Below are 22,881 nucleotides of genomic sequence, written 5' to 3' on the forward strand. Positions count from 1 at the left end.
CCACCGGCGGCGCCTCGAACCCTACGAGACCCGGATGGTCACCCGGTCGTAGCGTGTCAGCGGGAACCCGCCGTTGTCGGTGACCTGCGCGATGACGGAGATGGTCTGTCCCGGCTCGGCACCGGCCGGAACGGTCACCCGGGAACCGCTGATCGCCACGGTTCCGGGGTAGCTGCCCTCCTCGCGGTACTGCCACCAGGCGGTGGTGACGCGGTCGCGGTCCGGGTCGGCGGTGTGCGCGGACAGCTTCACCGTCGCGCCCGGGCGCGCCCGGACCGTGTCACCGCCGGCGATGCGCACCGACGGCGGGTGGTTGCCGGCCGAATAGCGCGGCGTCAGCGTCCACTGGATGCGGGCGGCGAAGTCGTTCTGCGCGGCCGCCGCCCAGCGCAGCGTGGTCAGGTTGGCCACGTCGGCGCCGGTCGCGTCCTTCTCCGTGGGCACGAGCCGCCACAGGTTCGGAGAAGCCGTCACCTGGTACGCCCGTCCGCCCCAGCCGCCCGTCGCCGGGTCGGCCGGGTTCCGCAGCCCCGTCGGCAGAAGCGGGTTGAAGACGACGTTGTCGCCCTCGGACAGGAAGTCGTACTCGGCCATCGGCTTGCACCAGCCGCCCGGCGCCTTCACGGGGTCGCCGAAGACGTCCAGCGGATCGCCGGGCGTGGTCTGCCCGTCGAGCCAGGAGCGGTAGAGCGAGCCCCACGGCCCGACCTGGATGTTGCGGCGGATCCAGTCGCCGGTGAAGTACACCCGGTCGGCGGGGAGACCCCGTACGTTGCCCTGGCCGTTGTTGTTGCAGTTGAAGCCCCACGTGGCGTAGCCCGCCGACCGCTCTTCCACCCGGACAGCGGGCCAGGCGACGGAGATGTAGTTCGCGTACGTCTCGTCCTGGAACCCACTGGCCAGGATGACCGCCTTCTTCGAGACGGCCGCCTTCACGGAGCCCCACCGAGGTGACGACGAGTACCGCTCCTCAATGGACTTCAGCGCACGGGCGATGGTGCTCGTGCCGCCCCAGGCCTGCAGATAGACAGGCCGCCTGTCCTTGTCCAGCAACAGATCCCGGATGAGGTTCGAACCCGGCGTGTCCGATGCCATCTCCCCCTCGAAGGAGATGTTGCCCAGCCGCACCAGTGACGTGAGCTCGGCCGGGCTGGGATAAGCCGGGTCGTGCCGGCGCAGGTTCGGATAGACCTTCGCGTACGCCGGGATCACCTGGTCCTCGAGGGTGGTGTTCCCGGTCCACCGCCACGACGTCTGCGGCGTCTTGTATTCACGGTTGGGCAGGAAGAACTCGGTGCCCTGGCCGTCGCCCGCCCAGTGGAACTTGCTGCTGGTGTAGATGATGCCCTTGGTGTCGAGCTCATTGGTGTAGAGCAGGTAGCGAACCAGCGAGGCGATGTCGTCCGACTCCATGTCGGTCGTGATGACGGTGCGCGGCCTCTCCGGATGCGAGCCGCCGGCATGAGCCGGGGCGCTCAAGGCGCCCGCCGAGACCACGAAAGCCGCAGCCACGGCCAGGAGGCGGCGCATCACAGCTCCCCGAAGAGCGCGCTCTGCACGATCCGCTGCGCGGCCATCGCATCCTGGCGCTCTTGAGCCTCAGCAAGAGCGGACGTGTCGAGCCGGTCGAGCGCCCGGTGGATCCGCTTCAGGGTGCCGATGGCCGTGCTGGCCGCGTCCACGCTGTCCTCGCGGAACGGGAACTGGTCGAGCTGCCACACGCCGTCCCAGTTGTTCTTGCGCAGCGTGTGGAAGAACTCGAAGATCTCGGTGAGGTGGACCGTGCCCACGACGAGGTCGTCGTCCCAGCCGCGCAGGTTGTCGTTGACGTCCATGCCGTAGAGGCGGCCGTGGTCGATGATGAGCTGAGCGGCGTCGGCCGGCGACTCGCCGCCGTACAGGCTGTGCCCGAAGTCGAGCAGGATGCCGACGTTGTCCAGCCCGATCTCCTGGATGCCGAGCAGCGAGCGGGCAGCCGAGTCCCACGTCATCTTCACCCGGGGCTCGCGCGGCTTGTACTCGATGGCGAACTTCAGGTCGGGATGCGCGCCCGCCAGTTCACGCATGCCGTCGACGGCCAGCTTCCACAGGGTGCGGTGGTCGACCTGGAACGGGTAGTCCCAGCCGTCCTGGCCGGGCCAGATCTTCACGTAGTCGGCGCCCAGTTCGCGCACGATGCCCGCGGCCTCGTGCATCAGGTCCAGAGCGGCCTTCCGTACGCCGGGGTCCGGGTTGGTGAACGAGCCGCGGCTGAACCGGCGCAGGTAGATCTCGGGGGTGATGCCGATGGCGGTCAGCCCCTGGGCGGCCAGCGCGTCCTTGACCTCGCCGAGGCCGACGCCCGGCGTGAACGGGTAGTTGAGGTCGACCACCGAGAGGTCCTCGACCTGCCCGGCCAGCTCGATCGCGTCGAGCGTGGTGCGGGCCGGGCCGTAACCGTCGGAGGCGTACCGGTCGACGTAGGTGGCGAAATGCCAGAGTCCGGCTCCGAAGCGGGGGTACTCGGTCATTGCGGCTCCTGTTCGGTTGGGGTGCGTGCCCGGGCAACGGCCGCGCGCCAGGAGGAGCGCTGCGCGGCGGCGTCGGCGGGCTGAGGGCGGAACTCGTCGTAGGAGATGGGTGGGGTGAAGCCCCCGGCGAGGAACGCGGCGCCGAGAGCGGAGAGGTTCGCGGTGCGGGCGCGGAGGACGGGCAGGCCCGTGAGGTCGGACTGGATCTGCATCAGGACGTCGTTGCCGCTGGCACCGCCGTCCGCGAGCAGCGCGTCGGCCGGTCCCATCGCGTCCACGACGTCGGCGACCTGGTGGGCGATCGACTCGACGGCGGCGCGGGCGAGCTGAGCGGGCTTGGTGCCGAGCGTGAGGCCGCTGATCAGGCCGACCGCGGCGTCGTCCCACCAGGGCGCGGCCAGCCCGCCGAACGCCGGGACGAGGTGAACGCCGTCGCTGGAGGCGTCGGCCGCGAGTTCGGCCACTCGCGCCGGACTCACCCCGAGAAGCGAAGCCAGCCAGGCGACGGTCGAACCGGACGACCGGATGTTCCCCTCGGCTGCCAGTTCGTCATTCCATGCGACGGTCATACAAACGCCGTCGTTCGAGGCTGCGCCCAGCCGCATCACCGACGAGCCGGTTCCGTAGGTGACCTTGACGCCCCCGGAGACGGGGCCGCCGCGCACGCCCCCGGACACAGCGCCGCCGCGCACGCCCCCGGAGACAGGGCCGCCGCGCACGCCGCCGGAGACGGGGCCGCCGCGCGCGATGCGGTCACCGTGGGCGTAGAGCGCCGCGTGCGAGTCCCCCAGCACGGCGGTGATCGGCAGCCCGGCCAGCGCTCCCCCGCGCTCGCCGATGCGCCCCAGTTCCCCCGACGACGGGGTGAGCGAGGGCAGCGCGGCCGACGGGATGCCGAACAGGTCGAGCAATTCGGGGCTCCACGCGCCGGCCCGCACGTCGAGCAGCTGGGTGCGCGACGCGTTGCCCGACTCGATCTGGTGGCTGCCGGTCAGCGCGTACAGCAGCCACGCGTCGATCGTGCCCACGACTGCGCCCGGAGTGCGGTCGAGCAGCCACCGGAGCTTGGCCGCGCTGAACATCGGGTCGAGAGGCAGACCGCTGATCTCCCGTACGCGGGAAGCGTGTCCCTTCTCCCGCAGCGCGTCACAGATGGGCTGGGCCCGCTGGTCCTGCCAGCCCAGCACCGGCCCGGCCGGCTGCCCGGTCCGCCTGTCCCACACGACCGCCGATTCGCGCTGCGTGCTCAGCCCGACCGCGCGCACCCGCTCGCGGGGCACGTCCGCCAGGCACTGAGCGGCGGCGGCCAGCACACTGTCGAGGATCTCGCCCGCGTCCTGCTCGACCCAGCCCGGCCGCGGGTACCGGATCGGCACGGGCGCCGATCCGGTCGCGACCACCACGCCCGTCGGATCGACCAGCAGGCACTTGGTGGAGCTGGTGCCCTGGTCGATCGCGAGCACAAGGTCGTCCCGCACCCGCCCCGAAGCACTGTCCCCGTCGCTGCCCCGGCCGCGCCGGCCGAACGGGTCACAGCCGCCGACCGGACCGCGGACGTCAGCGCCGCCGTCATCAGCCGGGCCGCGGACGTCAGCCACACCACCGCCGCCCGCCGGGCCGTGGTCGCCAGCGCCGCCGTCATCAGCCACGCCACCGCCGCCCGCCGGGCCGTGGTCGTCCGGGCGGGCGAGCTCAGGCATCGGCGCGGGCCAGCCCGATCGCGGCCTGCCGGATGTCGCCGGCGGTCAGCCCGAAGTGTTCGAGAAGGAACGCGGTGGCGCCGGTCGGCGCGAACTCGCGGTGGATGCCCAGCAGGCGCATCGGCACCGGGGCCCGCTCGGTGACGACAACGGCAGCGACCGCCGCGCCCAGGCCGCCGGTGGTGGTGGCCTCCTCGGCGGTCACGATGCCGCGGGTCTCGGTCATCGCGCGGCGGATCGCGTCCTCGTCGAGCGGCGCGATCGTCGACATGTTCAGCACTCGCACGGAAACTCCCTGCTCGGCGGCCTCCTCGGCGGCCTCGAGCGCGCGGGAGACCATGGTTCCGGCCGCCACCACCGTGACATCCGAGCCGTCGCGCAGGGTGGTCGCCGCGCCGAAGGTGAACGGGCGGTCACCGGTCACCGCGGGCACCTTGAACCGGCCTACGCGCAGGAAGGCGGGCCGGGCCGCGTTGGCCGCCCAGCGCACGGCCGAGCGGGTCTCGGCCGGGTCGGCCGGCACGATCACGTCGAGACCGGCGATCGCGCGCAGCCACGACAGGTCCTCGATCGAGTGGTGCGTCGGCCCGAGCTCTCCGTAGGCCATGCCCGGGCTCATCCCGCACAGGACGACCGGCGACTGGCTGTACGCGACGTCCGCCTTGATCTGCTCGAGCGCGCGCCCGGTCAGAAACGGGGACGCCCCGCACACGAACGGGATGTACCCGCTGAGCGCCAGCCCCGCCCCGACCCCGACCATGTCCTGTTCGGCGATGCCCACGTTGATCAAACGATCAGGAAACTCCTTCTGGAACTGCACGAGGTTGCTCGATCCGACGGAGTCATTGCACACGGCCACGATTCGCTCATCCTCGCGCGCCAAAGCGCTCAGTTCTTCGGCGAAAGCGACACGGCAATCGAACGTTTCATTCGCCGGAGCGACGGGCGCGCTCATCGGGCGAGCTCCGCTTCCGCGGCGACGATCTGCTCGGCCGACGGCACCTTGTGATGCCACTCCACGCGGTCTTCCATGAAGGAGACACCTCTTCCCTTGACGGTGTTGGCGATGACGCAGGTCGGTCGCTCGCCGCGCGGCGCGGTGAACGCCTCGTGCAGCGCCAGGTGGTCGTGCCCGTCGACCTCCAGCACGTCCCAGCCGAACGCGCGGAACTTGTCGTCGAGCGGGTCGAGCGTGTTCGTCTCTTCGGTGCGTGCGCCCTGCTGCAGCCGGTTACGGTCGACGACGGCCGTGAGGTTGGACAGGCGGCGGTGGCCGGCGGTCATCGCGGCCTCCCAGTTGCTGCCCTCCTGCAGCTCGCCGTCGCCGAGCACGACGTACACGTGCCGAGACGACGCCGAGAGGCGTGCGGCCACGGCCATGCCGACCGAGACGGGCAGGCCGTGCCCGAGCGGGCCGGTGTTGGTTTCGACGCCCGGCACCTTGACCCGGTTGGGGTGGCCGTTCAGCGGTGACAGCGGCCCGGCGAACGTGTCGAGCTCGGCGGCCGGGAAGAACCCGGTCGCGGCCAGGGTCGTGTACAGGGCCCCGGCGGTGTGGCCCTTGCTGAGCACGAACCGGTCGCGGTCGGCCCACTCGGGCTTCTCGGGGTCGACGCGCAGCACGGAGAGGAACAGGGTGGTGAGGATGTCGAGGACGGACATGTCGCCGCCCACATGGCCCAGGCCGGCCCGGCCGATCATGTGCAGGTCGGTGGTTCGGGACTCGTTGGCCCGCTGCCGCAGCATCTCGCGGCGGCGCTCGGGGCCGGCCTCGGCGAATTCGTGCCGGAACGAGCGCCAGGCGGCGGCGGTACCAGGGTCGGCGACCAGCATGGGTGTGCCTTTCTGCGGGTGATGAGGAGCGGGCCCGGCAGAGACCCGCCCCCGGAGAAGAGGGTCAGGAGCCGGCGACGGCGAAGTCCTTGACCGAGTCGGCGTTGTCGGGGTTCACGAGCACGCAGTCGATGGACTGCTTCTCGGGCTGGTCGGTCTTGCCGCCGGCCTTGATGTAGGCGTCGGCCTGGTCGACGGCCATCTGCGCGATCTTGCTGGCCGGCTGCAGGACGGTCGCCTTGATCCCCTTCTTCTGGATCGAGGAGACGACGTCGGGGCTGCCGTCGAAGCCGACGACGACGATGTCCTTCTTGTTGGAGGCCTGGACCGCCGCGTACGCGCCGAGGGCCATCGTGTCGTTGCCGGCGATGATGCCCTTGATGTTCGGGTGGGCCTGCAAAATCGTCTGGGTCTTCTGCAGCGCCTCGGCCTGGTCCCAGTTGGCGCTCTGCTGGGCGACCATCTTGAGGTCCGGGTACTGGTCGAGGATGCCGTGGTAGCCCTTCGAGCGGACGCCGGCGTTGGTGTCGGTCGGCTTGCCGAGCAGCTCGGCGTACTCGCCCTTGTTGCCCATCAGCTTGGCGAACTCCTGCCCGCCGAGCCCGGCTCCCTGCGCGTTGTTGGAGACGATCTGGGCGACCGCGACCCCGGTCTTGTTGATCTCACGGTCGATCAGGAAGGTCGGGATGCTGGCGTCCTTGGCCCGCTGGATCGCGGTCACCGAGGCGTCCGCCCCCGCGTTGTCCAGGATGATGGCGGCCGCCTTGCGCGAGATCGCCGTGTCGAACTGCTGGCTCTGCTTGGTCGGGTCGTCGTCGTGGCTGAGCACCAGCGTCTCGTAACCGAGACTCTTGGCCTGGGCGGCTGCGGCGTCCTGCTCGGCCTTGAAGAACACGTTGTCGGGCGACGGCGTGATGATGACGACCAGTTTCGAAGCAGCCGGGGCCGCGCTGGACCCGCCGGACGACGACTCGTCGCCGCTGCCACAGGCGGCCAGGGCGAGAACGGATGCGGCGCTGACGGCGATGAAGGCTCGGCGGGAGGGAAGGTATTTCATGATGTTTTGTCCCTTCACGTGCGACGGAGCGGGGGTGAGAGAGGGGATTGGTGGAATTACGCGGTACGCCGGGTGAGGCTCGACTGCAGGCGCTGCTGAGCCTGTTCGGTGATGACGGCGAAGATGATGACGGCGCCCTTGACCACGGACTGCCAGAAGGTGGACACCCCCACCAGCACCAGGCCGTCGCTGAGGAAGCCGATGACGAAGGCGCCCATGACGGTGCCGATGATCGTGCCGCGGCCGCCGGCCAGAGCGGTGCCGCCGAGCACCGCGGCCGCGATGGCGTTCAGCTCGTACGTCGTGGCGGTGTCCGGATAGGCGGCGCCCAGCTCCGAGGTGAGCAGCAGGCCGGCCAGCGCGGCGCAGGCGCCCGAGATGACGTACACCGCGATCTTGACGCGGTTGACCCGGATGCCGGACAGCACCGCCGCCCGCTCGTTGCCGCCGACCGCGAAGATGTGCTTGCCGAACGGCGTCTTGGTGGTGACGACGACGGCGACGGCCGCGACCGCCACCATGATCCAGACGGCCACCGGGATGCCCAGGATGCTGTCGACCCCGATGAAGCCGAAGCCGGTGTTGCCGCGGGCCTCGGTGCCGGCCAGGTCCGGGTACGTGCCGCCGTTGCTGTGCAGCTGCGCGGCGCCGCGGGCCACGTAGAGCATGCCGAGCGTGGCGATGAACGGCGCCACCCGGAAGCGGGTGATCAGCAGGCCGTTGACCGCGCCGACCAGCGCGCCGACCACGATGCCGATCAGGATCACCACGGCCACCGAGAAGAACACCGTGCCGCCGGGGAAGTTCAGGCCCTTGAACAGCAGCCCGCCGGCGACCATGCTCGACAGCCCGGCGATCGAGCCCACCGACAGGTCGATGCCGCCGGTGAGGATGACGAAGGTGACGCCGATGGCCAGGATCGCGTTGATGGCCACGTGCTTGGTCATCAGGATCAGGTTGCTCTGCGTCAGGTACTCCGACGAGATCGAGCTGAAGATGATGATCAGCACCACCAGCACGACCAGCGTGCGCCCGCGCAGGAGCAGCAGCGCGGCCCGGGCCAGAGCCGTGCTCCCCGGCTCCTCCGGCTGGGGCGCCGCCGTGGGGGCCGGTGCGGCGACGTGCGTGTCGGTCATGAGTGGCCCTCCAGGACGCTTTCGGATGCGGAGGCGGCGACGAGCGCCTCCTCGGTGACGTTCTCGGCCGTGAACTCGGCGGTGATGCGGCCCCGGGCCATCACCAGCACCCGGTCGGCCATGGCCATGACCCCGGCCAGCTCGGACGAGATGAACAGCACGCCGAAGCCCTGCGCGGCCAGCTCAGCCATAAGACCGGCGATCTGCGACTTGGCGCCGACGTCGATGCCGCGGGTCGGCTCGTCCAGCAGCAGGACGACCGGCTCGGTGAGCAGGGCCCGGGCCAGCACGACCTTCTGCTGGTTGCCGCCGCTGAGCGCGGTGACCACGGCGCCCAGCCCGGGAATCTTGATGGCCAGCTCGCCGACCTTCTCCTTGGCCGTCTTCTGTTCGGCGGCGCCGTTCAGCAGTCCACTTCTGGTCATTCGCGCAACAGTGGACAGCAGGATGTTGTCCCGTACGGACATGGTCTGCACCAGTCCGTCCCGCTGGCGGTCCTCGGGCACCAGGGCCAGGCCGGCCGCCATTCGCGCCTGCACGGTGCCCTTCGGTTCGTTCACTCCGCGCACGGACACCTCGCCGGTGCTCGCTTTGCGCATTCCCATGAGCGTTTCGACAAGTTCCGTGCGGCCCGCGCCCATCAGGCCGTAGATGCCGACCACCTCGCCGGCGCTCACGGTCAGCGAGACGTCGTCCACCTTGACCGTGCCGGGAACGGTGAGGCCGCGGACGTCGAGAAGCACGTCGCCGACCGGGGAGCTGTTGCGCACGTACAGCGAATCGGGATCGCGGCCGACCATCTGGCGCACGATCCAGCCGGTGTCGGTGCGGCTCATCGACTCGTGCGCGACCAGGCTGCCGTCGCGGAAGACGGTGACCCAGTCGCCGATGCGGCGGAACTCGTCGAGCTTGTGCGAGATGTAGATGACCGTGACGTCCTGCTCGCGCAGGTCGGCCATCACCTCGAACAGCACGTCCACCTCGTGGTTGGACAGCGCCGAGGTGGGCTCGTCCATGATCAGCACGCGGACGTCCTCGAGCAGTGCCCGGCCGATCTCGACGAGCTGTTGCTGGCCGATCGGCAGATCGCCGACCAGGGTGTCCGGGTCGACGGAGTCCTGACCGAGCCGCTTCAGCACCTCGCGGGCGCGGCGGCGCTGACCGCCGGCGTCGACGAACGCGCTGCCCCGGCGCAGCTCCCGGCCGGCGAACAGGTTCTCGGCGATCGACATGTTCGGGAAGAGACTGAGCTCCTGGTGGATGATGCCGATCCCGCGGGCCTGGGCGGTGCGCGGGCTGTCGAGCTGCACCGGCTCGCCGTCGAGCAGGATCTCGCCGCTGGTCGGCTGCTCGGAGCCGGACAGGATCTTCATCAGCGTCGACTTGCCGGCGCCGTTCTCGCCCACCAGCACGTTCACCTGGCCGCGGTAGGCCGTGAAGGTGACATCCTTCAGCGCCCGTACGCCGCCGTAGTTCTTGCTGATGTTGTGCGCCTCGAGAATTTCGGCCACTACTTCACCGCCAGCTCGGTCGGCACCAGGAAGATCGTCCCGGGCGACAGCGACGAGAACGCGCCGTGGAAATCGACCTTCCTGCCCTTCAGCCCGTCCCGGTCGACCTGGGCGATCACCTCGGTCTTGACCTTGTTGTTGATCTGGTTGGCGACCTCGGCGTAGTCGATCTGGTTGGTGAAGTCGCCGAACGAGATGAACTTGACGGCGTCGCGGATCGCGGTGCCGGCGATGACCGGACCGGTCGCGATCGTGACCTTCACCGGCTTGCCGCCCGCCACCGGGACCTCGACGGTGACCGGGCCGGTGGGCACCGAGGTGTCCACGTCGGTGACCGTGCCGGAGCCCTTGACCATGAAGGCGTACGGGCTGCCGGTGCCGGCCTGGTTCCCGTACTGCTTGCCCGCCGCGTCGGGGTCGTCGGCGATCGCGGCGGCCACCGTGGTCACGTCGACGGCGTTGTCGTGCACGGTCGGCACGATCTTCTGCGTCCAGTTGCTGTCGGCGTACGTCCTGGGGTCGGTCGCCGACGTCGCCGCGGCCACCTGCCCGTCCTTCTCGTAGACGTAGACGCCCGGAATCCGGGAGCAGGCCGTCACCGCCGGGACCAGCGCGGCCGCGGTCGCCGCGGCGAGCAGTCGGCGTGTGATCACCGTCATGTTGAATATCCATTCATGGGCGATTGGGCATGCCATCACTGTGAATGGTTGATGTCGCCGTTGTCAACGGATCGTTCCGTTCAGGATTCGAACCGGGCTCACAGCTCGGCGCCGACGCACTTGACGGGGTGCCCACCACCTGGTTGTGATATCGATGCAGCGGCGATTTTCTATTCAGGCCCGCTTTTTTCCACCAGCCACGCCGACTGAACCCGCATCAGGTGAATGGATATTCTCCTCCGCAGGACGCACAGGGGAGGACTGAGTGGCAGAGCGCTACCCGGCGGCGCGAACAGCCGCCCTGGACGAGGTCGCCACCGACCAGATCCGGCTGCTGACCAAGGTGGCCCGCATGTACCACGAGCGCGGGATGCGCCAGCCGCAGATCGCCGCGCAGCTGCACATCTCGCAGCCCCGCGTCTCCCGCCTGCTCAAACGGGCGGTCGAACTGGGCATCGTGCGGACCACCGTGATCGCCCCGCGCGGCGTGTACGCCGAGCTCGAGGAACAGATCGAGCAGGCGTACGGCGTCACCGAGGTGATCGTGGCCGACACCGACGACCACGCCGACGAGAGCCACGTGATGCGCGCGCTCGGCGCCGCCGCCGCCGTCTATCTGGAGACGACGCTCATGGGCGGCGAACGCATCGGCGTCTCGTCGTGGAGCTCGACCATCCTGGCCACGGTCGAGGCCATGCACCCCCGCCCGACCCAGGTCGCCGACCAGGTCGTTCAGATGCTGGGCGGCGTCGGCAACGTCACCGCGCAGACCCAGGCCACCCGGATCACCGGCCGGCTCTCCGCGCTGACCGGCGCCCAAGCGGTCTACCTGCAGGCCCCGGGCCTGCTCGCGTCGGGCGACATGCGGCAGATGTTCGTCACCGACCCCAACATCGAACCGGTGCTGCGCGCCTGCGAGGACCTGACGATGGCCCTGGTCGGCGTGGGCAGCATCGAGCCCAGCCCGCTGCTGCGAGAGAGCGGCAACGCGTTCGCCGAGAGCGAGCTCCCCGCCCTGCGCAAGGCCGGCGCCGTCGGCGACGTGTGCATGCGGTTCTTCGACTCGGCCGGCGAGCACATCGAGTCGTCCTTCGACGACCGCGTCCTCGGCATCGGCGCGGAGACCCTTCGCAAGATCCCGCGCCGGGTCGCCGTGGCCGGAGGCCTGCGCAAGAGCACCGCCATCGAGGCCGCCCTGCGCGGCGGCTGGGTCAACGTGCTCATCACCGACCTGCAGGTGGCTCGCCGCCTGGTCGGCCAGAACACGGAGAGCGCCTGAGGGTGGGCCCGGCTCGACGCTCCCAGCAACCGCTGCCGCCGGCGGCGCCGATGCCTGCGCATGGGCCGGACCGGGGTGATGCGCCTGTCTTCCGAGCCGCATCGGGGTTGACTTGTCGCAAGCCTTGTCGCAAGCTAGTGAGACAAGACTTGCGACGAGCCGGGAGGCCGCCATGCCGAGGAAGGTGCGTCCGACGCAGCTCGAGATAGCCCGTCTGTGGTTGGCCGCGCGTGGCCTGGCCGACGTCACGCCGACACCGATGCTCTCGGCGCGCCTGACGGTCCGTCGACGGGCGCGGCTGGCCGCTGCCATTCTGCCGGCCGTGTTCCTCATGGGAACTGCCCTCGTCTATGTCTCCGCCTTACCGCTCCGTCCCGCGGACGACGGGTTCGGGACGCAGCAGCGGTGGGCGCTGGTGGTGCTGACGGCGCTGGTGGCTGGATTGGTGCTGGGGCTGTCGCTGCTGGACCGGTGGGTGCGGCGGGTCGATCAGCAGGCCGGTGCGGAGTTGCCCCGACGGGCGACCCACTCCGTGCGGCCCGGCTGGCGGACCGTGCTCGGCGTTCCGCGGGCCGCCTTGCTGGCGGTCACGTACGCCGGCGCGGCCGTGCTGGCGATCGCGGCCCTGACCATGCGGGACGGCGTCGCGCGGTACTCGGCGGTCATCATGCTCATCGGGCTGTGCGGGGTCGCGGCCGGCACGGCCGTCCAGCTGCGCCATGTGCTCACCCACCCGGTGGTGGCCGACGACGAGGGCACGCTGAGGGCCGACTTCCTCATGCGCGTCGAGGACGCCCGCGAGGTGGGCCTGCCGACCGTGGTGTGGTCGCTGCCGGTCGTGTCGGTCTTCGACACCGGACTCGATCCGTGGAACACGGGCTGGCTCGCCTTCGTGATCCTGAGCGTCATCGCGCTCGCCCTGATCACAGCGGGAGACGTACGGAACGCCCTGGCGGCCCCGCACGGCCGCACCGCCCGGTGAACCGCATGATCGTCATCGACTCGGCCTCCCCCGTCCCACCGTTCGAGCAGCTCCGAGCCCAACTGGCCGGGCAGATCCAGGAACGCACGCTGGCCGTGGGCACCCGGCTGCCGACCATCCGCCGCCTGGCCGCGGACCTCGGCCTGGCGGTCAACACGGTCGGCCGGGCCTACCGTGAGCTGGAGGAGGCGGGGCTGATCGAGACCCGCGGCTCGGCCGGCTCGTTCGTGACCGCCGCCGGCGAGCAGGGACGCGAACAGGCCCGCCACGCCGCCGCCGAGTACGCCGCCCTCATCACGCGCCTCGGCATCGACACCAGCGAGGCCGTCCGCATCGTCCAGGCGGCGCTGATACACCGCACCCCGGAAGTCAGCTGACCCTGCCCACCCTTGGGCGGACGACGCCCAACTCGAAGCCACGGGGCCGGCCCGGCCGCTCCGGCGTCGCGCTGCCGGTGTCTCGACTCATCTGTCAGTCGCGGCCGCGCGGGGTGGCGATGCAAGCCTCGTTGCCCTCGGGATCGGCCAGCACCCACCACTTCGGGGCATGGGCGTCGGAGACCAGGCGGCCGCCGGCGGCCAGCGCGGCCGCTGTCCGGGCTTCTGCCTGATCCTCGGGAACGGCCACGTCGATGTGGACGCGGTTGCGTTGCGGGCGTGGGGAGTCCAGCGGCTGGAAGCCGAAACCGGGGCCGCGGCCGTGCGGATCGCCCAGGAAGTCGTCGCCGAACTGGCGGTACCCGAGCACCGCGCTCCAGAAGGCGAGCACCGCCGGGGTGGCCAGCGCGTCGATCGTGACGTTGACCAGTTGGACGGCGGACGGGTCGGCAGTCAGGCCCAGGTCGTCCGCGGCCGCGGAGATGCTGCGGGCCAGTGCGGCGTCACGATGCAGCAGAGTCACGGTGACGCCGGCCGGTCGCAGGTCGACGCGCGGGGGATTTTCGGTGACCAGCCGGCCGATGCGGTCGACGAGGGCGACGCCCTGCGCGAACGACTCGGTGCGGAAATGCGCCGCTACGACGCGATAGAGGACGCGCCAGTCGTCGTGGAAGGGCTCAGCCATTGCGGTTCGGCCGGTGTTCGGCGCGCCTGGATTCGTACCAGGTGGCGCCGACCGGTTCGCCTGCCATGTTCCAGCTCCAGGAGATTCGCGGGGTGATCCGCAGATAGAAGCCGGGCCCGGTCAGGCCGGTTCGCTCGACCGGGCCGTCGGCGTCGCCGTACACCCGGATGCCGCGGGCGATGAACGGGTCGAACGAGACCATGTCGTCGACGACCAGCGCGATCCGCGGGCGGCCGGACCGGACGTTGACGAACTTGCGGGTGGCCAGGACGGATTCGCCCGAGCCGCCGATCCAGAAGACCGATCCGTCGTACTCGAACGCGACCGGCATGACGTCGGGCTGACCCTCCGGGCCGGCGGTCGCCAACCGGGCCAGGGGCTGGGACCGCAGGTAGGCGATCTCCTCGTCGGTGAACGACATGCTGCCTCCCGCGCTCGACCAGCTTCGGGTGTTCTGTTCGGGCTTACTCCCGGCGAGCCCCGGCACGCAGGCAGGGCCGACCGTGCCAAGCACGTTAGCAGCCGACCCGGCCGGGCTGAGCGCACTAGGGTCTGCCGAGTTCAAGCGGAGCCGAGGTGACGCATCCAGCTGCCCCAGTCGGCGACGAGAACAGCAGGCTACGCGGCAGCACGTCCGGCGGGACGCGTCAGTGTGGCGTCTCGATGTAGGCGCGGTTGTGGTACACCAGGTGGCCGGTGGTGGGGCCCAGCAGGACGTCGTCGACCTGCGCGATGACCAGGGTGGACGTGCCGACCGGCACCCGGTCGAGCGGGACGCCGCGCAGCGAGGCCAGGGCGGTGGTCAGGACCGGTTCGCCGGTGGGCAGGTAGTCCCAGGACTGGTCGGGGGTGAAGCGCGGGCCGCCGCCGGCCGAGAACGCCTCGGCCAGCGCGACCGAGCCCGGGCCGAGCAGGTTGACCACGAAGCTGGGCGCCTCGAGGATCGCGTGGGCCGACGAGGACGCCATCACCGAGAACGACAACGCCGGCGGGTCGGCCGACACCGAGGCGACGCTGGAGGCGGTCAAGCCGACCGGGCCGGCCGCGGTGATGATGGCGACGCCGGTGGGGTAACGGCGGAACGCCGCCTTGAACTGCTCGGCTACGCCGATACCGACACTGGGGAGCACGTTGACGACCCTAGAACGTGAAGCTGACTTCAAGTCAAGGCGTGCAGGAGGGTGATCGTCAGCAGGGCGGGCACGCAGGCGAGCGTCGACAGGAAGATCGCGTCACGGGCCAGGATCAGCGCCGTTCCGAAGCTCTGGGCGTACAGGAAGATGTTCTGGGCCGTCGGCAGGGCCGCCATGATCGTCACCGCGTACGTCTGAGCCGGCGTCAGCCGCAGGGCCAGAGCCAGCAAGAATGCCAACGCCGGCATGATCGCGACCTTGATGACGACCGCGGCGATGATCGGCCGGCGGTCGGGGCCGGGCTCGAGCACGCGACGGCCCGAGAGCGACATGCCGAAGACCAGCAGCACCACCGGCACGGCGGCCTGGCCGAGGGCCGTGACGGGATCGGCGAGCACAGCGGGCAGTTTGATTCCGGTCACGGCGACCAGCACGCCCAGGGCGACCGCTACGGTCAGTGGGACACGAAAGGGTGCGGTCAGTGACGTACGCCAGGACGCGTGACCGGTCGTGACGAACTGCAGCACCGTCAGCGCGACCGGCGTGATGATCAGCAGTTGCAGCAGGACGATGGGCACGACCAGCGCGGTGTCGCGCAGCACGTAGGTCGCGACGGGCACCCCGATGTACGTCGCATTGGTGTAGCCCGCGGCCAGCGCACCCACGATCCGCGTGCCGGGTTCGCGGCCCCGGGTGGTCAGCGCGTGCAACCCGAAGCAGAGCAGCGCCGCCGCCGTCGACACGATGAGCGGCTGGGTGAACAGCGCGGCCGGATCCGACGCCGCCGCCCCGCTGAATATCAGACAGGGTGTCAGGATCAGGAACGCCAGCCGGCCGCCCACCGCCTGTGTCTCGGCCGGCAGCCGTCCCCAGCGCCCGGCCACCCATCCCACCAGCACGATCACGCCGATGACGGCGAAGCCCGACAGCGCCGAGATCATGCATCCGGACGTTACGGCACCTCATCTGCCGGCGCCCGGCACGCGCTGTCGGCGGCAATCGGGCCGCCGGCAGCAAATGCGCCTCCGGCTGCAATGGCGCGGCGGCTGAACTCGCCGCGGCCACCGGGATCACAACGCCGACCGCATTGCGCCGGCGGCCGGGACTCCGAGAGCGACCGCGACTACGGCGAGAGCGTCTCTTACGGCTGCGGCGCGGCGAGCTGGTGTTCGATCGCGGCCACCAATTCGTCGTCGCTCGGCGTGACGGTCGGGGCGAAGCGGCCCGCCACCTCACCCGTACGGGAAATCAGGAACTTCTCGAAGTTCCACCGGACGTCCTGGTCGCCGGCGAGGGTGTCGTAGAGCGGGTGGCGCTCGGGGCCGAGGACGGTGATCTTCGAGAACATCGGGAAATCGACGCCGTACGTGCTGCGGCAGAACTCGGCGATCTCGCCGTCGGTGCCCGGCTCCTGGCCGGCGAAGTCGTTCGCGGGGAAGCCGAGCACGGCGAAACCCCGGTCGCGATACTGCTCGTGCAGCTTTTCGAGCCCGTCGTACTGCGGGGTGAGGCCGCACTTCGACGCGACGTTCACCACCAGCAGCACCTGCCCGCGGTAGTCACCGAGGGTGCTCGTCCCGCCAGTGATCGTCGTCAGCGGGATCTCCTGGATAGCCGTCATCGCTGTGCTGCTCCCCTGTTTGGCCGGCGGCCGCTGGGGGACGCCGTGATCATGGCTCGGCCGGCGGCGTACGCGATCCGCCCGTGTCACGGTACATCCGCGCTGGCCGGGGTACCTGCCGAGGGTGACCGATCTGGATGCGCCCCTGGCCCTCGACGACCCGGCCGCGCCGCACAGCGCCAGCGGCGAGAGCGTGCCCACCCATGACCTGAGCGACGTGGCGCCGCCCGCACGCCCGGCCCGGCGCTGGTTTCCCAAGCGGGTCGTGGCCACCCCGCCCGCGTACGACCATCCGCACGGCCGCCGCATCATGGACCGGGTCGAGGCGTACGGCATCGAGGTCGAACGGCTCAAGTCGGCCCGGCTGACCGGGGTCCGCGGCGAGAACGACCGCCAGACGTACGCGAGGGCGAAGTCGACGCTGGCGATCGTGGTCAGCCCGCCGTCGCGCCGGAAGCTGCAACCGATTGCACCCAGTGCCGACTGGCGCTTCGACCTGGCCGAGGGCTGCCCCGCGCACTGCCAGTACTGCTACCTGGCCGGGTCGCTCTCCGGCCCGCCGGTCACCCGCGTCTACGCCGACCTCGACGACATTCTGAACGGCCTTTCCGAGTACGTCGGTCAGGGCACCGTCACCTCCCGGCGCACAGCCCGGCGGGACGAAGGAACCACGTTCGAGGCGTCCTGTTACACGGATCCGCTCGCGCTGGACCACCTGACCGGTAGCTGGCAGCGGGCAGTGCAGCATTTCGGCGCTTGGAACGCTCCGGTGCAGCTGCGCTGGACCACCAAGTTCGGGGACGTCGACAGCTTTGTCGGACTGTCACACAACGGGCGCACCCGGGTGCGTTTCAGCGTCAACTGCTTGCCCGTGACAACGCGGATGGAAGGTGGCACCAGCCCGCTGCCCGACCGCTTGGCGGCGCTGCGGAAGCTGGCGCTCGACGGCTATCCGGTCGGTCTGACAATCGCGCCGATCATGACGGTCGACGACTGGCGCGACCGCTACGGCGAACTCCTCGACGCCGTGGCGGTCGCGATCGACGGCGTACCCGATCTGGACCTGACCGCTGAACTGATCACGCACCGTTTCACCCCGGGCAGCAAGGAGGTGCTGCTCGGCTGGTATCCCCGCACGCGCTTGGAAATGGACGAGGAAGCCCGCACCCGCAAGCACGGAAAGTTCGGTGCGGTCAAGTACGTCTACCCGGCCGACGTCATGGCCGAGCTGCGTGTCTGGTTCGAGTCGGAGATCGCCGCACGCCTGCCGGCCTGCCGAATCCTGTACTGGACGTGAGCCCGAACGCGCAGTTCGGAGCCTCACTGAGTGGTGCTGGGCCGGCTGGAGTGAGCGAACGCGCAGTTCGGAGTCTCGCCCGGTGGTGCTGGGCCGGCCGCTACGCGCAAGCCGGCGCCGGCAGCATGGGCGCGTCGCTCATTACGGCCGCGCCACAGCTCGGCCCGGACCGCACAAACGGTCAGGCTGCGTAGCCGCAACGGCAACGACTGCGGCTACGGCTACGGCTGCGGCTGCGGCTGCGGCTACGGCTACGGCTACGGCTACGGCTACGGCACAGCCTGTCCGTCACTGCTCAGATCACCACATGCCACACCGGGCCGACGACCGTCGTCCAAGCCGCCCGGGTGATCCGCGGGACCGGACCCTAGTCGCGGCGAGGGGTGTCGGGGCCGTTCGGGCCGGGGACGTCGCCCGGCATTCCGGAGTCGTCCGGGTGGTGTTCGGGGAGCCGGCCCGGTTGCGGTTTGGCGCCGCGCTCGGGCAGGTCGGTGAGGTCGATCGGGCGTTCGAATTCGGGCTGCTCGTTCGGTTGGCGGGAACTCATGTCAGCCTCCTTCGTCAACCTGTCCCAGTACCCCGGTTGGCACGCACCCATGCGATGCAAACACTGCAAACGCTTGCTTCTTCCATTGACAGCTTTCTATCCTCGCGGAGGTAAGCGCTTTCCTGCATACGAATCGCCGCGTGGGTGGCTGGTTCACGGCCCGGACGGCCGGGGACCCGGGACAACGGTTCGTACTGGCAGAGCCCGGTATGCGACAAGGAGCGAACCCATGAGACGAACAGCCAAACGCGCCCTGGCAGCGCTGGCGACCGGAGCCGCGGGTGCGGCCATCGTCATCGCGCTGCCCCTCCCCCAGGCCAGCGCGGCAGCGGTCGGCACGGCCGACGGCTTCGCCTCGGCCAACGGCGGGACGACCGGGGGCAACGGCGGAGCCACCGTACGAGCGACGACCGGCACCCAGATCCACCAGGCACTCTGCGGACGGGCCAGCAGCAGCACGCCGATCACGATCGAGGTCTCGGGCACGATCAACCACGGCAACACGACCAAGGTGTCGGGCAGCAGCTGCAACACGGCGGCCGACAAGATCGAGCTCAAGGAGATCAGCAACGTCACCATCATCGGGGTGGGCGGCGGCGCGGTCTTCGACCAGCTGGGCATCCACATCCGCGACTCGAGCAACATCATCATCCAGAACGTGACGGTGCGGAACGTCAAGAAGTCGGGCTCCCCCACGTCCAACGGCGGCGACGCCATCGGCATGGAGAGCACCGTGCGCAACGTCTGGGTCGACCACGTGACGCTCGAGGCCGGCGGCGGCGAGTCGGAGGGCTTCGACGGCCTGTTCGACATGAAGGACGACACCGAGTACGTCACCCTGTCGTACAGCATTTTGCGGAACTCGGGCCGGGGCGGGCTCATCGGCTCCAGCGAGAGCGACACCGGCAACAGCTTCATCACGTTCCACCACAACCGCTACGAGAACATCGATTCCCGTACGCCGTTGCTGCGCGGCGGCGTCGCCCACATCTACAACAACCACTACCTCCAGCTGCACGAGTCGGGCATCAACTCGCGGGCCGGCGCGCGGGCCAAGGTCGAGAACAACTACTTCGAGGACTCCAAGGACGTGCTCGGCACGTTCTACACCGACCAGGCCGGCTACTGGCAGGTCGCGGGCAACGTGCTCGACAACGTGACCTGGTCGAGCCCCGGCACCGACAACAACCCGGCCGGCCCGAACCTGACCTCGACCACCAGCGTGAGCGTCCCCTACTCGTACCGCCTCGACGGCGGCTCCTGCGTGCCGGACGTGGTGCGGCAGACGGCCGGGGCCAACACCGGCATCCGCACCTCGACCGGCAGCTGCTCGCCGACCGGACCGTCCCCGACCACGCCGAACCCCACGACCCCGAACCCCACGACCCCGAACCCCACCACCCCGAACCCGACGACCCCGCCGCCGACCCAGCCCAGCGGCGCCAACCTGAGCCTGGCCGGCGGCGCCGACGGCTCGAGCAAGGCGAGCGGCACGAGCTACGGCAACGTCAAGGACGGCAGCCTGAGCACGTACTGGTCGCCGGGCAGCGCCACCGGCTCCATCTCCATCAAGTGGAGCGCGGCCACGACGGTCGGGCGCGTCACCATCCGTGAGGCCGCCGGCGGCGGCTCGATCAGCGCCTACCGGGTTGTCAACGCCGACACCGGCGCGGTGCTGAAGACCGGCAGCGGCTCGGGCGCCATCAGCTTCACCGCGACCGCGCTCAAGAAGGTCACCTTCGAGATCACCGGCGCGAGCTCGGCACCCCGCATCGCCGAGTTCGAGACGTACGCGTCCTAGACGGTCGTGGTGGTCGCCGCCTTCGTCGCCGAGTGTCCGGTGACGAAGGCGGCGGAACGCGCCCGGCTCCTCTGTGAACGAGAGTGCGAGCCGCCCGCCCTCGACCTCGACGACGGCCCGACCCGCCTGGCCCTGCACCTGGGCCCGGCCCTGACCGACCTTCTCAACGCCGCCCCGGAGTGACCGCAGTCGGCTTCCGGCGGAGACGGCCGGCGGCACGACGAAGATGGGCGGCAACCGACCGGCGCCAAGGAAGACCGGTCCAGAACAGGGCGTGCACGAGGGCGACGACCAGCCCGGCGATCAACCAGGTGTACAGAACCCGCGGGTCGGCCCTCGCCCCGGCGCAGTCGGCTTCGTCCAGCTCGCCGCAGTCCGACGGCGTTCCCACGAAGTGCTGTATCAAGGGTGATGCGACGAGCGCCAGCAACAGACCCGCGATCGCGCCGAAGGACAACGACTTGGCGACCGCGTCCAGGCCCCGGGCCCGATGGGCGAGCGGCCGGTAGTAGGCGGCAAGCAGGCAGAGCAGTGTCACCCCGATCCCGAGATCGATGAAGTCGTACCGCCCCTCCCCCGTCGCCAGGGTGATGGCGGCCGCCACCGCCGCGGCCCCGGGCGCAGCCGGGTCAACCGGCGGTCGGGCGGCGCCGGGCGCACGTCGCGATTTACGCACGTAGATCAATGTGCCAGAGCCGCCGGGGCAGAGCCATCACCGACGCGAATCCGGTTGCCTGGGCGGCGGCGGCCTGCTGGGGTACCGGGATGGATTGGGTCAGGGACTTCTATTCACGGACCGGGATGTGGTGGGGACCGGCCGAGGCGAAGGTCGGCGAACGAGACCATCGGCGGGTGGCCAAGGTGCATGCCCAGGTGGGGGACGGCCCGTGGCGGATTCTGGAGCTGGGCTCCGGCTACGGCACGACGGCGGGGGCACTGGCGGCGGCCGGGCACACTGTCACGGCGGTCGAGATCAGTGAGCGGGTGCGGTTCCAGACCGCGGCCGAGCGGCTCACCGTGCTCAACGAGGACTTCTATGCCGTGCGGCTGGAGCGCGAGTTCGACGTCGTCTGCTACTTCAACGGGTTCGGGGTGGGGAGCGACGCCGACCAGCGACGCCTCCTGCGGCGGATCGCCGGCGAGTGGTTGCGGCCGGGCGGCGCCGCGCTCATCGATGTCAGCAACCCGTTCGTCTGGCAGTCGTGGCACGGCGACGAGGAGCACCGCCGGCCCGACCCGGAGCAGGGTTATGCGTACGAACTGCGGGAACGCACCACGTTCGACCAGGTGACCTGCACGGCAACCGACACGTGGTGGCCGGCCGACCGGCCGGACGAGGCGATCAGCCAGACGCTGCGCTGTTACACCCCGGCCGATCTTGCGTTGCTGTTGGAGGGCACCGGCCTGCGCCTCACCGGCCACGATCCGGTCGAGTTGCGGGACGAGCACGAGTACCTCGCGGTGCTGCGGCCGGTCACTCCGTAGCCAGCACCTTCTCCAGCGCCCGGGCCACCGTGGCCGCCTCCGTGGCCGTCATCCGCGACGTGAAGAGCCGTTCGATCGCGCCCAGGTAGACGGGAGCGGCGGCGCGCAGGCGCTTGCGGCCGGCGTCGGTGAGGACCGCGTACGCCGAACGCTTGTCGTCGGGGTTGACCTCGCGGGCGACCAGGCCGGCCTCGGCCAGCTGGTCGACGACCCGGCTGGCCCGCGTGCGGCTGACCACCGCGACGTCGCCCAGCTCGGTCATGCTGAGCCGCCGGCCGGGCGCCGCGTTCAGTTCGAGCAGCACGTCGTACCAGGTCAACGGCAGACCGCAGGCGGCCTGGAGCTCCTTGTCCATGCGGGGAACCAGCGCCGCGTGCACGCGCAGGAGGGCCGCCCACGCGGCCGTGTCGGTGTCGCCCATCACCTCACCCTAGCCAACTCTTGTGCGTGCGCACGCATCGGCGTAACAATGTGCGTGCGCACGCATTTTCTGACCCGAAAGGTCGTCGCCATGAACAAGGTCCTGCACATCTCCGCCTCGCCCCGCGGCCCGCGCTCCGAGTCCCTCGCGATCGCGGCCACCTTCCTCGACACGCTCCGCGAGGTCTCCCCGGGCACACCCGTCGAGGAGTACGACCTGTGGGACGGCACTCTGCCCGCCTTCGGACCCGACGCGGCCGCGGCCAAGATGGCCGTCTTCGCCGGCGAGGAGCCCGAGGGTGCGTCCGCCGTCGCCTGGCGGGCCGCGATAGACACGTTCCGCCGCTTCGACTCCTCCGACCGGTACCTGTTCAGCGTGCCCATGTGGAACGCCGGGGTTCCGTACATTCTGAAGCAGTTCATCGACGTCGTGAGCCAGCCCGGCCTGATCTTCGGCTTCGACCCCGTCGCCGGCTATCGCGGCCTGCTCACCGGCAAGCGCGCCGCCGTCATCTACACCAGCGCCGTCTACGGTCCCGAGCGCGGGCCGGCCTTCGGCGCCGACTTCCAGGCTCCCTACCTCGAGGACTGGTTGCGCTGGGCCGGCGTCGACGACGTCCACAGCATCCACTTCCGGCCCAACCTGGCCACGGCCGACCCCGACACCGGCCGCCGCCGGGCCCACGCCGAGGCGCGCGACGCGGCGAAGCTCTTCCTGCAGGACGGTGCCCGGGCCTAGATTGGAAGCGTCCCCGTGCCCTTGCGCCAGGTGACCCGGGGTTTTCCCGGGCGCGACAGATCTTGCCGTTCGACCAGGCTGTGGGCCGGGGCAAGCGGTGGGGGGAAAC

The 22,881-nt window shown here is 70.3% G+C and carries 25 protein-coding genes; 8 read left to right on the forward strand and 17 right to left on the reverse strand.

The window, feature by feature from the left end; genetic code table 11:
* Nucleotides 1-21 precede the first annotated feature (21 nt).
* The 9 genes from KXC43_RS02135 to KXC43_RS02175 all read right to left on the reverse strand — a co-directional run bounded on the left by KXC43_RS02135 (nucleotide 22) and on the right by KXC43_RS02175 (nucleotide 10,406).
* Nucleotides 22-1,530: a DUF1593 domain-containing protein gene (locus KXC43_RS02135; protein WP_221374131.1), complete on the reverse strand. Its 1,509-nt coding sequence runs from the start codon at nucleotides 1,528-1,530 to the stop codon at nucleotides 22-24.
* Entirely contained in the window at nucleotides 1,530-2,510 is a 981-nt protein-coding gene (locus tag KXC43_RS02140) for a sugar phosphate isomerase/epimerase family protein (protein WP_221374132.1), read from the reverse strand. Before KXC43_RS02140 ends, KXC43_RS02135 begins: the two co-directional genes overlap by 1 nt.
* Nucleotides 2,507-4,210 carry an FGGY family carbohydrate kinase gene (locus KXC43_RS02145; RefSeq protein WP_221374133.1) on the reverse strand — a complete coding sequence of 568 codons (1,704 nt, stop codon included), beginning with the start codon at nucleotides 4,208-4,210 and terminating at the stop codon, nucleotides 2,507-2,509. Before KXC43_RS02145 ends, KXC43_RS02140 begins: the two co-directional genes overlap by 4 nt.
* Nucleotides 4,203-5,165 carry a transketolase family protein gene (locus tag KXC43_RS02150; RefSeq protein ID WP_221374134.1) on the reverse strand — a complete coding sequence of 321 codons (963 nt, stop codon included), beginning with the start codon at nucleotides 5,163-5,165 and terminating at the stop codon, nucleotides 4,203-4,205. Before KXC43_RS02150 ends, KXC43_RS02145 begins: the two co-directional genes overlap by 8 nt.
* The gene (locus KXC43_RS02155; RefSeq protein ID WP_221374135.1) at nucleotides 5,162-6,043 is read right to left on the reverse strand and encodes a transketolase; all 882 of its coding nucleotides are present in this window, start codon (nucleotides 6,041-6,043) and stop codon (nucleotides 5,162-5,164) included. The genes KXC43_RS02150 and KXC43_RS02155 overlap by 4 nt, the downstream gene beginning before the upstream one ends.
* A gap of 64 nt (nucleotides 6,044-6,107) precedes the next feature.
* Nucleotides 6,108-7,100 carry a D-ribose ABC transporter substrate-binding protein gene (locus KXC43_RS02160; RefSeq protein ID WP_221374136.1) on the reverse strand — a complete coding sequence of 331 codons (993 nt, stop codon included), beginning with the start codon at nucleotides 7,098-7,100 and terminating at the stop codon, nucleotides 6,108-6,110.
* Nucleotides 7,101-7,156: 56 nt separating this feature from the next.
* Nucleotides 7,157-8,236, reverse strand: coding sequence for an ABC transporter permease (locus tag KXC43_RS02165; protein ID WP_221374137.1), 1,080 nt, complete (start codon nucleotides 8,234-8,236; stop codon nucleotides 7,157-7,159).
* Complete coding sequence (locus KXC43_RS02170; RefSeq protein ID WP_221374138.1) at nucleotides 8,233-9,747, reverse strand: sugar ABC transporter ATP-binding protein; 1,515 nt, start codon at nucleotides 9,745-9,747, stop codon at nucleotides 8,233-8,235. Before KXC43_RS02170 ends, KXC43_RS02165 begins: the two co-directional genes overlap by 4 nt.
* Nucleotides 9,747-10,406 (reverse strand): DUF2291 family protein, encoded by a 660-nt coding sequence (locus tag KXC43_RS02175; protein ID WP_221374139.1) that lies wholly within the window; start codon nucleotides 10,404-10,406, stop codon nucleotides 9,747-9,749. The genes KXC43_RS02170 and KXC43_RS02175 overlap by 1 nt, the downstream gene beginning before the upstream one ends.
* Nucleotides 10,407-10,671: 265 nt before the next feature.
* Here KXC43_RS02175 and KXC43_RS02180 point away from each other — a divergent pair, with 265 nt between their 5' ends.
* The 3 genes from KXC43_RS02180 to KXC43_RS02190 all read left to right on the forward strand — a co-directional run bounded on the left by KXC43_RS02180 (nucleotide 10,672) and on the right by KXC43_RS02190 (nucleotide 13,044).
* Complete coding sequence (locus KXC43_RS02180; RefSeq protein ID WP_308128933.1) at nucleotides 10,672-11,685, forward strand: sugar-binding transcriptional regulator; 1,014 nt, start codon at nucleotides 10,672-10,674, stop codon at nucleotides 11,683-11,685.
* A 172-nt stretch (nucleotides 11,686-11,857) separates the two neighbouring features.
* Nucleotides 11,858-12,667: a hypothetical protein gene (locus KXC43_RS02185; protein WP_221374140.1), complete on the forward strand. Its 810-nt coding sequence runs from the start codon at nucleotides 11,858-11,860 to the stop codon at nucleotides 12,665-12,667.
* 5 nt (nucleotides 12,668-12,672) lie between these two features.
* A complete protein-coding gene (locus tag KXC43_RS02190) occupies nucleotides 12,673-13,044 on the forward strand; it encodes a GntR family transcriptional regulator (protein WP_221374141.1) in 372 nt (123 codons plus the stop codon).
* Between the two features lie 94 nt (nucleotides 13,045-13,138).
* Here KXC43_RS02190 and KXC43_RS02195 read toward each other — a convergent pair whose 3' ends face one another.
* The 5 genes from KXC43_RS02195 to KXC43_RS02215 form a co-directional block, all read right to left on the reverse strand.
* Nucleotides 13,139-13,729, reverse strand: coding sequence for a 4a-hydroxytetrahydrobiopterin dehydratase family protein (locus KXC43_RS02195; RefSeq protein ID WP_221374142.1), 591 nt, complete (start codon nucleotides 13,727-13,729; stop codon nucleotides 13,139-13,141).
* Nucleotides 13,722-14,150, reverse strand: coding sequence for a PPOX class F420-dependent oxidoreductase (locus tag KXC43_RS02200; protein ID WP_221374143.1), 429 nt, complete (start codon nucleotides 14,148-14,150; stop codon nucleotides 13,722-13,724). Before KXC43_RS02200 ends, KXC43_RS02195 begins: the two co-directional genes overlap by 8 nt.
* Before the next feature lie 226 nt (nucleotides 14,151-14,376).
* A complete protein-coding gene (locus tag KXC43_RS02205; RefSeq protein ID WP_221374144.1) occupies nucleotides 14,377-14,859 on the reverse strand; it encodes a flavin reductase family protein in 483 nt (160 codons plus the stop codon).
* A gap of 29 nt (nucleotides 14,860-14,888) precedes the next feature.
* Nucleotides 14,889-15,803: an AEC family transporter gene (locus KXC43_RS02210; RefSeq protein ID WP_221374145.1), complete on the reverse strand. Its 915-nt coding sequence runs from the start codon at nucleotides 15,801-15,803 to the stop codon at nucleotides 14,889-14,891.
* A 200-nt stretch (nucleotides 15,804-16,003) separates the two neighbouring features.
* The gene (locus tag KXC43_RS02215; protein WP_221374146.1) at nucleotides 16,004-16,483 is read right to left on the reverse strand and encodes a glutathione peroxidase; all 480 of its coding nucleotides are present in this window, start codon (nucleotides 16,481-16,483) and stop codon (nucleotides 16,004-16,006) included.
* Between the two features lie 124 nt (nucleotides 16,484-16,607).
* Here KXC43_RS02215 and KXC43_RS02220 point away from each other — a divergent pair, with 124 nt between their 5' ends.
* The gene (locus KXC43_RS02220) at nucleotides 16,608-17,780 is read left to right on the forward strand and encodes a spore photoproduct lyase family protein (protein WP_221374147.1); all 1,173 of its coding nucleotides are present in this window, start codon (nucleotides 16,608-16,610) and stop codon (nucleotides 17,778-17,780) included.
* Nucleotides 17,781-18,147: 367 nt separating this feature from the next.
* Here the strand turns inward: KXC43_RS02220 and KXC43_RS02225 are convergent, their stop codons facing one another.
* Nucleotides 18,148-18,327, reverse strand: coding sequence for a hypothetical protein (locus KXC43_RS02225; protein ID WP_221374148.1), 180 nt, complete (start codon nucleotides 18,325-18,327; stop codon nucleotides 18,148-18,150).
* Nucleotides 18,328-18,556: 229 nt separating this feature from the next.
* Here KXC43_RS02225 and KXC43_RS02230 point away from each other — a divergent pair, with 229 nt between their 5' ends.
* Both KXC43_RS02230 and KXC43_RS02235 read left to right on the forward strand, forming a co-directional pair.
* Nucleotides 18,557-20,128, forward strand: coding sequence for a pectate lyase family protein (locus KXC43_RS02230; protein ID WP_221374149.1), 1,572 nt, complete (start codon nucleotides 18,557-18,559; stop codon nucleotides 20,126-20,128).
* 39 nt (nucleotides 20,129-20,167) lie between these two features.
* Nucleotides 20,168-20,311 carry a hypothetical protein gene (locus KXC43_RS02235; protein WP_221374150.1) on the forward strand — a complete coding sequence of 48 codons (144 nt, stop codon included), beginning with the start codon at nucleotides 20,168-20,170 and terminating at the stop codon, nucleotides 20,309-20,311.
* On the opposite strand, the gene KXC43_RS02240 is transcribed toward KXC43_RS02235, so the two are convergent.
* Nucleotides 20,292-20,804, reverse strand: coding sequence for a hypothetical protein (locus KXC43_RS02240; RefSeq protein WP_221374151.1), 513 nt, complete (start codon nucleotides 20,802-20,804; stop codon nucleotides 20,292-20,294). The two genes, KXC43_RS02235 and KXC43_RS02240, sit on opposite strands and share 20 nt — an antisense overlap.
* Before the next feature lie 89 nt (nucleotides 20,805-20,893).
* On the opposite strand from KXC43_RS02240, the gene KXC43_RS02245 reads away from it, so the two are divergent.
* The gene (locus KXC43_RS02245) at nucleotides 20,894-21,613 is read left to right on the forward strand and encodes a class I SAM-dependent methyltransferase (protein ID WP_221374152.1); all 720 of its coding nucleotides are present in this window, start codon (nucleotides 20,894-20,896) and stop codon (nucleotides 21,611-21,613) included.
* Here the strand turns inward: KXC43_RS02245 and KXC43_RS02250 are convergent.
* A complete protein-coding gene (locus tag KXC43_RS02250) occupies nucleotides 21,603-22,034 on the reverse strand; it encodes a MarR family winged helix-turn-helix transcriptional regulator (RefSeq protein ID WP_221374153.1) in 432 nt (143 codons plus the stop codon). The genes KXC43_RS02245 and KXC43_RS02250 overlap by 11 nt on opposite strands.
* Before the next feature lie 90 nt (nucleotides 22,035-22,124).
* On the opposite strand from KXC43_RS02250, the gene KXC43_RS02255 reads away from it, so the two are divergent.
* Nucleotides 22,125-22,772 (forward strand): FMN-dependent NADH-azoreductase, encoded by a 648-nt coding sequence (locus tag KXC43_RS02255; protein ID WP_221374154.1) that lies wholly within the window; start codon nucleotides 22,125-22,127, stop codon nucleotides 22,770-22,772.
* Nucleotides 22,773-22,881: the final 109 nt, after the last annotated feature.

The organism is Paractinoplanes polyasparticus (assembly GCF_019710575.1).
Taxonomy (GTDB): domain Bacteria; phylum Actinomycetota; class Actinomycetes; order Mycobacteriales; family Micromonosporaceae; genus Actinoplanes; species Actinoplanes polyasparticus.